This window comes from Novisyntrophococcus fermenticellae, from assembly GCF_018866245.1.
Classification (GTDB): domain Bacteria; phylum Bacillota; class Clostridia; order Lachnospirales; family Lachnospiraceae; genus Novisyntrophococcus; species Novisyntrophococcus fermenticellae.
Genome location: NZ_CP076458.1, coordinates 1383989 through 1395767, shown reverse-complemented (window position 1 = coordinate 1395767; position 11779 = coordinate 1383989). Strand labels below are relative to the sequence as shown.

Annotated in this window: 14 protein-coding genes; 2 read left to right on the top strand and 12 right to left on the bottom strand. The window is 44.7% G+C overall.

Annotated features, from left to right (window positions below; translation table 11 throughout):
• Window positions 1–9: 9 nt before the first annotated feature.
• Window positions 10–783 (top strand): NYN domain-containing protein, encoded by a 774-nt coding sequence (locus KNL20_RS06245; protein WP_230399747.1) that lies wholly within the window; start codon window positions 10–12, stop codon window positions 781–783.
• A gap of 39 nt (window positions 784–822) precedes the next feature.
• Here KNL20_RS06245 and KNL20_RS06240 read toward each other — a convergent pair whose 3' ends face one another.
• The 10 genes from KNL20_RS06240 to KNL20_RS06195 all read right to left on the bottom strand — a co-directional run bounded on the left by KNL20_RS06240 (window position 823) and on the right by KNL20_RS06195 (window position 9821).
• Window positions 823–2877: an aminopeptidase gene (locus KNL20_RS06240; protein WP_230399746.1), complete on the bottom strand. Its 2055-nt coding sequence runs from the start codon at window positions 2875–2877 to the stop codon at window positions 823–825.
• Window positions 2878–2909: 32 nt separating this feature from the next.
• Complete coding sequence (locus KNL20_RS06235) at window positions 2910–3224, bottom strand: hypothetical protein (protein WP_230399745.1); 315 nt, start codon at window positions 3222–3224, stop codon at window positions 2910–2912.
• On the bottom strand, window positions 3211–3681 hold the full coding sequence (locus KNL20_RS06230; RefSeq protein ID WP_230399744.1) for a VanZ family protein: 471 nt from the start codon (window positions 3679–3681) through the stop codon (window positions 3211–3213). Before KNL20_RS06230 ends, KNL20_RS06235 begins: the two co-directional genes overlap by 14 nt.
• A gap of 69 nt (window positions 3682–3750) precedes the next feature.
• Window positions 3751–3903, bottom strand: a complete 153-nt coding sequence (locus KNL20_RS06225) for a hypothetical protein (RefSeq protein WP_230399743.1) — start codon at window positions 3901–3903, stop codon at window positions 3751–3753.
• Between the two features lie 43 nt (window positions 3904–3946).
• Window positions 3947–4621, bottom strand: a complete 675-nt coding sequence (gene pyrE / locus KNL20_RS06220) for an orotate phosphoribosyltransferase (protein WP_230399742.1) — start codon at window positions 4619–4621, stop codon at window positions 3947–3949.
• Between the two features lie 43 nt (window positions 4622–4664).
• Window positions 4665–5855 (bottom strand): M20 family metallopeptidase, encoded by a 1191-nt coding sequence (locus tag KNL20_RS06215; protein ID WP_230399741.1) that lies wholly within the window; start codon window positions 5853–5855, stop codon window positions 4665–4667.
• A 35-nt stretch (window positions 5856–5890) separates the two neighbouring features.
• On the bottom strand, window positions 5891–6793 hold the full coding sequence (locus tag KNL20_RS06210) for a dihydroorotate dehydrogenase (RefSeq protein WP_230400048.1): 903 nt from the start codon (window positions 6791–6793) through the stop codon (window positions 5891–5893).
• Window positions 6793–7566 (bottom strand): dihydroorotate dehydrogenase electron transfer subunit, encoded by a 774-nt coding sequence (locus tag KNL20_RS06205; RefSeq protein ID WP_230399740.1) that lies wholly within the window; start codon window positions 7564–7566, stop codon window positions 6793–6795. Before KNL20_RS06205 ends, KNL20_RS06210 begins: the two co-directional genes overlap by 1 nt.
• A complete protein-coding gene (pyrF, locus tag KNL20_RS06200) occupies window positions 7563–8495 on the bottom strand; it encodes an orotidine-5'-phosphate decarboxylase (RefSeq protein WP_230399739.1) in 933 nt (310 codons plus the stop codon). The genes KNL20_RS06205 and pyrF overlap by 4 nt, the downstream gene beginning before the upstream one ends.
• Before the next feature lie 48 nt (window positions 8496–8543).
• Window positions 8544–9821, bottom strand: a complete 1278-nt coding sequence (locus KNL20_RS06195; protein ID WP_230399738.1) for a dihydroorotase — start codon at window positions 9819–9821, stop codon at window positions 8544–8546.
• A gap of 408 nt (window positions 9822–10229) precedes the next feature.
• On the opposite strand from KNL20_RS06195, the gene KNL20_RS06190 reads away from it, so the two are divergent.
• Window positions 10230–10427 carry a cold-shock protein gene (locus KNL20_RS06190; protein ID WP_230399737.1) on the top strand — a complete coding sequence of 66 codons (198 nt, stop codon included), beginning with the start codon at window positions 10230–10232 and terminating at the stop codon, window positions 10425–10427.
• A 160-nt stretch (window positions 10428–10587) separates the two neighbouring features.
• Here the strand turns inward: KNL20_RS06190 and KNL20_RS06185 are convergent, their stop codons facing one another.
• The gene (locus tag KNL20_RS06185; protein ID WP_230399736.1) at window positions 10588–10836 is read right to left on the bottom strand and encodes a hypothetical protein; all 249 of its coding nucleotides are present in this window, start codon (window positions 10834–10836) and stop codon (window positions 10588–10590) included.
• 97 nt (window positions 10837–10933) lie between these two features.
• Complete coding sequence (locus KNL20_RS06180) at window positions 10934–11773, bottom strand: DegV family protein (protein WP_230399735.1); 840 nt, start codon at window positions 11771–11773, stop codon at window positions 10934–10936.
• Window positions 11774–11779: the final 6 nt, after the last annotated feature.

The following is an 11779-nucleotide window of genomic DNA, read 5'->3' as shown; positions in this document are numbered from 1 at the left end:
AGGAGTATTATGAGAAACTTAAAACGAATTGCACTTTTAATCGATGCTGACAACACACAATTGTCAAAGCTCGAGGATGTCATACAGGAGATATCTACGCATGGCCGTATTGTAGTGAAAAGAGCCTACGGAAACTGGAAAAAGGACACCTTAAAAAATTGGGAAAATGAAATCATGAGACTGGCCATCAGACCTCAGCAGCAATTTGACTATACTTCCGGTAAAAATGCAACGGATATGGCTCTCGTCATTGATACCATATCCTTGCTTCATAAAGACCTTTATGATGGATTTGTAATTGTCGCAAGTGACAGTGATTATACACCACTTGCAATCACGCTGCATGAATCCGGTGTATATGTAATAGGTGTAGGTGAAAAGAAAACACCGGAAGCTTTCAGAAACAGCTGTGATGAATTTATTTTTCTGGAAAATCTCAATACGGAGTCTGAAAAGCTCTCTAAGAAGGGTGAAGCCAATAATGGTAAATCAAGGGGAACTGTCCCTGATGCTGAGACAAGCGATAATAATGACGGCACAAACGATATCAATGAAATACACAAGCTGTTAAAAATTGCATCCGACAAATTTCAGGACGATGACGGGTATGTCAATGTAAGTCTCGCAGGCCAGTACATCAAGAGAGCGAAGCCGGATTTCGACGTAAGAACATTCGGCTTCATCAAACTGACAAAACTGCTCGAGGCATTTCCCGAGAAATACGTGATCAAAAAACATCCCGGAAAAGGAAAAGTGGCAATCATCGCATACAGGTGCAAATGATAGAACAGAGAAACTGCCGGTGGCAGTTTCTCTGTTCTATCATTGGTATTCATCCAGCGGTTCATTCAGTTCCTCCGTACCTGCCAATACAAACCTGCCGTTCCGGATGATCTCAACTTTACTGCCATCCGGTTTTTCAACCTCAATCAATCCCAGTTCATCATAGGGAATAGTAATATCCGTGTGGCATCCGAAATATGCCTTGCTTACATCTGTTTTTCTCAGCAGAGAGGTCTCATTATCTCTGGCAATTATTTCTTTTCCGTCCGGATTGTACACAGGGGTATCCTCCTGCCAGCTGTAGCAGGTATCTCCAAATGCAAAATGCGGTCCCATCTTTTCCGCAATCAGAATCGGAAGCTTATCTCCAATCTGATACTTCTTAGCCATCATATAGGCAGTGGTATTCGTCCCGATAGCGAATTCTCCCATAGGAATGCTTTCGTGGTTAAACAGCACATTTTCTTTTATATAGTTGAGATTTGCATCCTCATCATCGAAGTTTCTGCATCTGTAATCCCGAATCATGCCATCCTTAACATGAATCTCCAGATCCACATAATTCAGTTCATTCAGAAATACCTTGCTGACATGAAGCACACCCTCTGTTCCCTTTAAAAGCGGCGATGTAAATACCTCACCCACAGGAATATTCACATCCGCTACACAGTTTTCAAAATTCGTCTGCTTACCGGCATCCTGCAATTCATGGAACTGCACCGTAAGATCTGTTCTGTTCCCGTTCATTCCCACAATATGGGCTCTGTTTCCCTGATCCAGGACATCTATAATACATTGCTGAATTCTCTGGTATTTTTTATAATCCAGCGTATTAACCTTCACCGTTTCCCTGAATATCTCTTCAAAGCGATCACCGATTTCAGGCACCGGATAAGCGATAATCGTAAAGCTTCGTTCCTCCCCAATGATATAGCGGTTCACAATTTGTCCGGCTTCCAGATCATACTGCACCTGAAGCTTTTGCTGCTCCGGGGTATAGGAGAGTGCATCTTTACATGCTTCAGGTTCAAATGGCCTGCCTCCAAAGATTTCCATGACCGCCGGTCCCCCGTGTTCTGCCGCATTTTCTTTCTGATTTTCATATGCGTTTTGGAGTGCGCGCAGCTTTCGCTGAATAAAATCTTTATCCATAAATAAAGCCGCATCATTTCTGTGGTCAAAATCAAACTGCGGATTTGGAATTGCACCATAATAGCCGTTCCGGCCTTTTCTGTTTTTCTGAATCATATGAACCGGAGCCCGGTATATCGTAGGCTGAAGACCCATGTCGGCAAACTGTCTGATGGCAGCTCGCACAATCCTCTCAAAGCCCAGTACATAGCGGATATTCACTGTCTTTTTCTTCTCCATGGGCTTATTCCCTGCGATAAATCCAATACGATACCCTTCCGTATACGTCCGGGCCATGGAATCAATCTCCTCTGCCGGGAGCGTATTCAAAAAGGAAGCTGTTCTCTCTTCCGACTCCGTAATATATTCTCCAAACTGATAAAGATATCTGATGTCAGTCAGGTCTGCTTTCATGATGATAGCAACGGCAAACTGCTGCCTTGGGTCAACCACACCGTCCACATTCTGCTGCATCAGTTCATCTGCATAATCACTCATATACCAGTAGATACTTTCCTTCAGATACTGAACCTCGGGATATCCGTCTGCCGCAAACATATGATAAATTTCCAGAAACAGTTCAAGACCAATCCCCATATCCCAATAACGCTGTTCATAAGCATGTACAATCATCCCTCGCAGTTCCATGTAGAGTACACTCAAAACCTGTCCATAGTCTTTTCCGAACTGTTTGGCTGCATATGCCGGATTTCCATAACAGGTCTCATAATTCTCCGGCAACACTTCTTCATAAAGCCCCTGATTGAATTCCCGCAGCTGTATCAGGGGCATCTCTTTAAAACGATTTTCCCGGACCAGATTGCGAAGCTCGTCCATATGAACCAGGAATCTGGCTTCCCTCATAAAGAATTCCTGAAATGCCGGAGCAGTCTCTGCCTCCTGGCTGATTTGAGTGACCCGCTCCATCGCAAGCGTATAACGTTCTTTTAATAATTCATCCATAACCATAATCCTCCTGACATTTTCTCCATGATTTACGAAACTCCAAGCAGAAACAGCCCCAGCCACAGCACGGCCAGTATACCGCTCGACATGGAGCCGATAATGCTATATCTGTGGTTCACATGCTTCTCCGAAAAGCTTTTGATACCCAGATAAAACCCATAAACGGATACCAGAAAGGAAAACAGACCCACGGCTCCCAGCACAGCTCCGCCTTCGCCTTCCAAAGCGAAGGATATAACCGAAGCCACCAACAGAAAAAACAGTGAAATACCTGCCCCTGCCGTAGCTTCCACTCCTCCTCTGGCATTGGCATCCGGCGCAAACGAATACTTAAACTTCTTCATAGCAAAACCTCCTGATTCTATTGCAAATAAGAAATATCATATAGCCCATGGATGCGCCGACCGTATTCAGCAACAGATCATCCACATCGAAGCATCCCACTTTAAGCACCAGCTGCAGTGTCTCTACAAGAAGGCTCAATGCCAGTCCAAGTAATGTTACAAGCCAGAAATTCTTCAGATTACGATGCATCACAGGCAGGATAAATCCAAATGGAAGAAATCCTATGATATTGCCGGATATATTTAAAAATGCTGCCACCGCTCCTACCTTATCCCTGTGAACCCAGAATCTTCTGATTTCCCGAAATAAAATAAGATTATAGTGATAATCCTGATTTTGCATCGACCGTCTGCCATATTCTTCGGAAAGAAATAAAAAATAAACAAGGGCCAATATATATATAATAAAAAAAATACGTCCCAACAGACGAACTGCTTTCTTAGTTTCTATCTTCAAAATGAATCCCTTCTAAAACGACTTTAAGGACCGGTACCTTCTGGTATCAGTCCTTTGGCAACTCTGCAGTTAAAACGTGATTTCACTTTTTTTCTTTAAAAGCAATGCTCCATTTACAATCATCAGGATGCCGGAAGCTATTCCAGTCACCAAAACGATAATTCCAAGTGCGATATTGCCGCCACCAACCGATTTCATAGTTTTATATATCTTCTCATTCATCTAAATACGCTCCTTAATGGTTGTACTGATCACATCATTATGATTATTTTACGCCATATTCTCCGTAATATGCGTCTATAGACGCCTTCATCTCGTCATCTATGATAATCTTTCCTCTGTAAGGCTTATTATACAGTGCTTCTGTCACCTCTGCCATGCTCACAATTGCATGTGCCGGGAAACCATATCTTTCCTGAATTTCCTCAAGGGCACTCTTTTCTCCCTTACCTCTTTCCATACGGTTCAGGGATACAATCAGCCCCTTGATGTCTACTTTTCCCTGGGCCCGTATAACCGGAAAGGTTTCCTCAATCGATTTACCCGAAGTCGTCACATCTTCGATAATCACTACTCTGTCGCCATCTTTGATCTTGCTTCCCAGTAAAATTCCGGTATCCCCATGATCCTTTACTTCCTTTCGATTGGAACAGTAGCGGATATCCGCTCCATAAAGTTCACTTATCGCCATGGAAGTCGCCACCGAAAGGGGTATTCCCTTATAAGCAGGCCCAAAGAGAACATCAAAATCCAATCCATAGTTGTCATGGATGGCCTTCGCATAATATTCACCAAGCTTCTTAAGCTGCGCACCGGTTACATAGGCCCCTGCATTCATAAAAAATGGGGATTTTCTGCCGCTTTTTAATGTAAAATCACCAAATTTAAGGGCCTGGCTGTCCACCATAAATTCGATAAATTCCTGTTTGTATGCTTCCATCTTCAAATCCTCCGTAGGTATTAGGGATCAAAAAGTTTTGACCCTATGATTTTAACACAGATACCGCCTGTTTTTCAAATATAATATTTTCTGCCAGCTTCCAGAGTACTTCTTCACAGCGGAGTATATCTTCAACAGGCACAAATTCATCCGGCTTATGTGCCATCTCCAGTTTTCCGGGCCCATAAGACATACAATTATGATTGTTTAAGACTCCCGCAATTACTGCCGTATCCGTATATCCGGTAAAAATAGATACTTCTGTTGGTTCCTTTTGTGTTTTCTCACAGGTTTCTTTGAGTTTTTTTAGGAGAAATGAGTTTTCATCCTTTTCCACATAAGGTCTGTCACCTGTAATATTCCAGGAAGCGGTTATTCCCTGTATCTTACTTTTTGCCTCTGTGATTGAAGCCTTCACAATAGCAATCGCAGCTTTTGTATCTGTAGGCGGGACCAGGCGCATATCAATCCAGACCTTGCAGGAGTCAGGAACAACATAAGGCTGATATCCTCCTTCAATCTGGCCGAAGGTCACTGTAGAACTCCCAAGCTCCGGGTGTACAGGACAGTCTGCAATCTTATTCCGGATGCTTGAGATAATTTCCGCCATTGCCGCAATTGCATCTGCCCCTTTCCACGGTGTACTGGCATGAGCCGTGATTCCCTTTACCATAATTTCAAACCAGGTGCGTCCTTTGTGTGCAACTCTGATCTTGCCATCGGTAGGCTCGGTGTCCAGAATCCAGCTTTTGGAAGTGACCCATCCTTCTTTTATCGCTGCTTCAACTCCACGCATGAAATTTTCCTCATCCACCGTCCCGATAAAGATAAAAGAATGTTCCGGAATTCTGCCTTCCTTTACCTCTTTTGCAATTCTGCCAAATGCAGTCAATGCGCAGGCCAGTCCTGATTTCATATCACAGGCTCCTCTGCCGTAGATTCTATTTTCTTTTAGCTCCGCGCCTAAAGGCTCAAACGTCCAGTCATCCCCCAGAGTGACTGTGTCCATATGACAGATATACACAAGTGCAGGGTCATCAATCTTGCCTTCAATCTTTGCGAAGATGTTAAATCTTCCCGGAAGAACCTCTTTTTTAGTTACAGAGACTCCCAGTTTCGAAAGATACTTAAAAATATAATTTTCTATCTCCTCTTCATATGCGCCGGGATCTGAACTGTCAATACAAACCAATTTTCTGGTCAGCCGGACGGCACCCGATTGATGATCATTCATCTGAACCCCCTTTCCTTTCGTGCAGAATCAAACGCTTACCTGACGGCACCGATTAATTCCTGAATATCATCTATTTTATTTTTTTTCATATATGCCTCAATGCCCTCCACAATTTCCACCGTAGCATAGGGATTATAAAAGTTCGCCGTTCCAACAGCTACAGCCGTGGCACCGGCCAGCAGAAACTCCAGTGCATCCTCCGTTGTTGCAATTCCGCCCATGCCGATAATCGGAAGCCCCACTGCCTGAGCCACCTGATAGACCATGCGAAGTGCCACAGGCTTTACCGCCGGACCTGACAGCCCTCCTGTCCTGTTGGCAACTGCAAAAGTTCTTCGGTCCACATCAATTTTCATGCCTGTCAATGTATTAATCAGGGACAGGGCATCCGCTCCGCCTGCCTCTGCTGCTTTAGCCATGGCTCCAATATCCGTAACATTTGGTGAAAGTTTCATAATCACCGGCTGCTTTGCATATTTCTTTACCTCTCTGGTTATGGCCTCCACTGCTTTCGGCTGCTGACCAAATGCAATTCCCCCTTCTTTTACATTCGGGCAGGAAATATTGATTTCCAACAGGTCTACATCCTCACCGGATAGCCGTTCCACCACTTTACAGTAGTCTTCTGTTGTTTTTCCGCAGACGTTGACGATGATTTTTGTATCATATCTTCTTAAGAACGGAATATCCCTTTTACAGAAAACCTCCATACCGGGGTTCTGCAGCCCGATAGCATTGAGCATTCCGCCGTGGACCTCCGCAATCCGGGGAGTGGGATTCCCTGTCCATGGAACGTTTGCCACGCCCTTAGTCGTCACCGCACCCAGGCGGTTTAAATCCACAAACTCGCTGTATTCTTCGCCGGAGGCAAAGGTTCCTGAGGCTGTTGTAACCGGATTTTTAAATTCAACACCGGCTATATTCACTTTTGTATTCATCAAAATTCCACCTCCGAAGCCTCGAATACCGGACCATCCTTGCATATTCTTTTATTGTGGATATGTGCGTGCGAATCCACATCCCGGGACTGGCAGACACAGGCCAGGCAGGCTCCTATGCCGCAGGCCATCCGTTCCTCCAGTGATAGATAGCACTCCATCTCATGCTCCGCAGCATAGGCCTTTATCGCCCGCAGCATCGGTGTCGGACCGCAGGCAAAGATGATATCCCCCTTCAGTCCCTCCAGGCGGACGGCATCCAATACCGTTCCCTTCGTACCTTTGCTTCCGTCCTCTGTGGAAATATATATTTCCCCGGCATTTTCAAGCTCTTCTGTAAGAAAAAGATTCCTGTCCCTGTACCCGGCAATAATCTTTTTTTCAGCATTCAATTGCTTTGCCGTCTCCACCATAGGAGGAATCCCAATCCCACCGCCTATGAGAAATACGGTTCTGCCCTCTGCTTTTGTCAGAGGAAAACCGTTGCCGAGCGGTCCCAGAACAGATACCCGGTCACCCGCCTGTAGTTCAGAAAGTTCATAGGTGCCCTTTCCAGCTACCCGGTAAACGATTCTCAGCAGTCCTTTCTCCTTATCAATTTCGCACAGACTGATGGGACGGGGTAAAAGCCTTGCTCCGTCATTACAGTAGACAGACAGGAACTGACCTGCCTGTGCCTCTGACGCCATGTCCTTCGCTTCCAGCCACATGCTGTAAATACCGGATGTCAGCTCGTCCTGAGAGATGACCGTACACCATTCTTTTCTTTTCATCTTACAGCCTCCAGTGCCCCGTTAATATCAGAAACCATATCCAGAACTGCCTGTCTGGAAGCCTCTCCGAAATTCTCCGGACCATAGCTCTCATATGCTTCCTGTCTGTAAGCTGCTATGATACCTCTGGAAGAGTTTACGATGGCACCCAGACCGTCTTCATTGAAGAAATGTACAAGGTCTTTTCCCCTTCCTCCCTGTGCTCCGTATCCGGGTACCAGAATGAAGGCCTTAGGCATCACTTTCCGAAGCATTCTTCCCTGTTCCGGATAAGTTGCGCCAACTACTGCCCCTATATAGCTATAATCCCCACCCATAAGTTCTTCACCCCACGCGGCTACTTTCTCGCCCACCAATTCATACAGGCATCGGTCATCTTTAAGCTTTTGGTCCTGAAAATCACCACTGGAAGGATTGGAAGTCTTGACAAGAATAAACAGACCTTTCTTCTCTTCCCGGCAGACCTTCATAAAAGGTCTGACGCTGTCAGCTCCCATATAAGGATTTAAAGTAGCGAAGTCCTCATGAAAACCTGCATACGTGCTGCTGCCTACCTGAACCTTTCCCAGATGTCCTGCGGCGTATGCCTCTGACGTGGAACCAATATCTCCTCTTTTGATATCTCCGATTACCACAAGTCCTTTTTCCTGACAGTAAGACACTGTCTTTTCGTAAGCCTTCATGCCTGCAGTTCCAAATTGCTCATACATGGCAATCTGAGGCTTTACAGCAGGAATCAGATCATAAGCAGCATCCACAATTGTCTTATTAAACTGCCAGATCGCCTCTGCGGCACCCTCCAGTGTTTCCCCGTATTCTTCATATGCCTTTTTCCGCACATGCTCCGGCACGTAATCCAGCATCGGATCCAGCCCCACAACAATCGGGGCTTTTGTCCTTTTGATATTCGCTATTAATTTATTTATCATAAGTTTCTCCTCTGTTCTTTACTAATACGGTTCTTTACTGATACACCGCTACGCCTGATACACTACTTTGCCTCCGCAAATCGTATAAGTAACCCTTCCGTATACCCTTTTCCCTCCAAAGGGCGTATTCTTCCCTTTTGAAACAAAAGTGTTAGGCTCTATTGTATACGCGGCATCCGGATCAATGATAGTGATATCTGCATCCTTTCCCACCGCCAGAGATCCCTTTCGCTCCTGATGAATGACTTTTGCGGGATTTCCACTCATCTTCTCGGCCATCTGCATGGGGGTAATGATCCCTGTTTTAACCAATTCTGTTATGGTCAGTGCCACACTGGTTTCCAGCCCTACAATGCCAAATGGGGCCTTTTTCATCCCGTTTTGCTTTTCTTCCCTGCTATGAGGGGCATGGTCTGTACTGATAATATCAAACACATCCTCCTTCAGCCCTTTAAGAAGGTATTCCAGATCCTCCTTTGTCCGCAACGGCGGATTCATCTTATAATTGGTGTCCCCTTCCACCATATCTTCACTTGTCAGAGTAAAATGATGGGGGCATACCTCTGCAGTTACCTGAACCCCCTCCTCTTTGGCTTTCTTAACTATGGTGTAGCAGTTTTTGGTAGAACAGTGACACAGATGAAGCGGTACACCTACTTCATCCGCCAGCAGAATATCTCTTGCCACAATCACGTCCTCGACTGCATTCGTAATTCCCGGAAGTCCCCAGGCTTTTGAATGCTCGTCCTCATTCATACATCCGCCGTGTACCAGATTGATGTCTTCACAATGGGCGAACACCGGTATATTACACTCTTTTGCCAGCTCCATGGCCTCTTTATAGACCCTTGCATTCATCACCGACCTTCCATCCTCAGTAACAGCAGGAATCCCCGCCTGCACCATACCTCTGATATCCGCAGGCTCCTCCCCTTTCATGCCTCTCGTAACGCATCCTGTCTGCAATATATGAATCGGTGAGCATTGGCCGGCCTTTACATGCACATAGCTGACTCTGTCAGGAGAATCAATAGGCGGTTTTGTATTCGGCATAGCCACTATGGTTGTAAATCCGCCCTTCGCAGCCGCGAGAGACCCTGTTTCAATATCTTCTTTATAAGTAAGACCCGGATCCCTCAGGTGAACATGCAGATCGATCAGTCCGGGCATAACATAGCATCCAGATGCATCGATTACCCTTTCGGCATCCATCTCCAGGTTTTTTTCTACCTTTACAATCTTATCCCCATCAATATACAAGTTACATATTTCATCAAGCCGCGTATCGGGATCAATTATCCTTCCGTTTTTTATCAATAAGCTCATATTGATACTGCTCCTTTCTCTATGTTTCCCTGCATTTTATCTATTAAATCGGATTAGTACTTCCTATAATAGTCCAATATGAGTATACAAGAAACAGCACCATATTTCAAGCACTGAATCCCTCCCCATGACGTCCTGTTTCGGATTTTTTTATAACAGTTCAGCCCTTAGTTTGATGCCGCTGAACTGTTATATTTTTTTACTGAAAATTGCATTGTTTTCCCTTGACTTTTCTTACCATTCAGACTATAATGAATCCTAGCAAACGGAATTGTGGATGTATATGAGTCACTAGTTATTAGAGATTATATTGTTATTCACGAATATAGTCTGTAATAGCTAGTGAATTTTTTATTCAAAAAGTCGCTTGCTTCACTATTTATTTTTTAATGTTATGGAGGTAACAACATGAACGGAACAGTAAAATGGTTCAATGCAGAAAAAGGCTATGGTTTCATTACCGGAGAAGACGGAGCTGATGTATTCGTACACTTCTCAGCTATTCAGGGTGACGGTTTCAAATCTCTCGAAGAGGGTCAGGCTGTAACTTATGATTTAGTTGAAGGAAACCGTGGTATGCAAGCGGCTAACGTAGAAAAGTGCTAAAACTGATTGAACGCGTCAGGGGCAGATGCTAAAGCATCTGCCCTTTTCACGTGCGTACGGAATCCGAATTCTCACTACACCAAATACCCACGCACATGCGTGGGTATTTGGGCAAAACGTTGTACTTACTATTGTGGTATTTAATGTCGCCTATACTAGTTTAGTTCTCCATACTTAAGTTGTTCAGATAGTCCTGAACCGCTGTTACATCCATCTCGGTAGTGGTCGTACTGACAGCACTGCCCGATTCCACATTCTTATATACAGCAAAGCTGAACCACACAACCAATGCCAGCAGCACAACTGCCGAACCGCCATATTCCAGACGGCGGATCCATCTTTCGCGGCGCATGATCTTTTCACGGTTGGCTTTCTCCCGCTTATACTTTTCAACTTTCTCCTGGCTCATGTCCTTATCTCCTTTAACGTCCTTTCATGCAGGTATCGGAGGTCAAAATATCTTCGGCCCCTACATTTTAATCCAGTATACTACATCTTAAAAGCTTTTACAATACTACAATGATTCCACCGTCACCGGCATACATGGAACTGACGCCTGCAGTATCCAGAATAAAGAAATCCCTGACCTTTATTCTTCCCAGAATCGCATCCAGAACCATCTGGGCCCTCTCCGGACAGTTACAGTGAGTGATTGCAAGCGTACGATGCTCACTGTCAACAGCCTTTTCCACAATATAATCAACCATCTTAACCAGGGCTTTGTTAATTCCCCGTGCCTGGCCTAACTGACATATCTCTCCTTCCGGCGTAGCAGCACAGATCGGTTTGATCTTAAGTGCAGTTGCAAAGAATGCTTTAAAGTTACTGAGACGTCCATTCTTCCGAAGGGTCTCAAGATTCTCAAGTACAAAATAAGTATTCTGACGGGAAATATACTCCTCCACCGTGTGAATCACCTTTTCAAATGACATGCCCTTTTCTTCACATTCCACAATTTTTTCAGCAATCAGCGTCTCACCTACAGAGGCGGATCTGGAATTAAATACATAGATTTTGTGTTCCGGGTGATCGTCAAGGGCCATATTCCTGCCTAATCTGGCACTATTATACGAACCGCTGAGTTCTGAGGAAAGCGTTACCGCATATTGATGCTCCTCCCCGGTTTTAAAACTGTCATAATAAAACTTTGGTGACGGGCAGGAAGATTTCGGGCACTCCGGACTCGCAGCCACCTTTTCGAGGAATTCTTTCTGACAGAAGTTATCATCATCAATAAACGTCTCACCTCCCACTTCCAAAGTCAATGGTGCGGATACGATTCTGGTATCCTTCTTCATCCCGGGTGTTAATTCTCCGCAGCTATCTATAATAATCTTAAAGCTCATATAAAT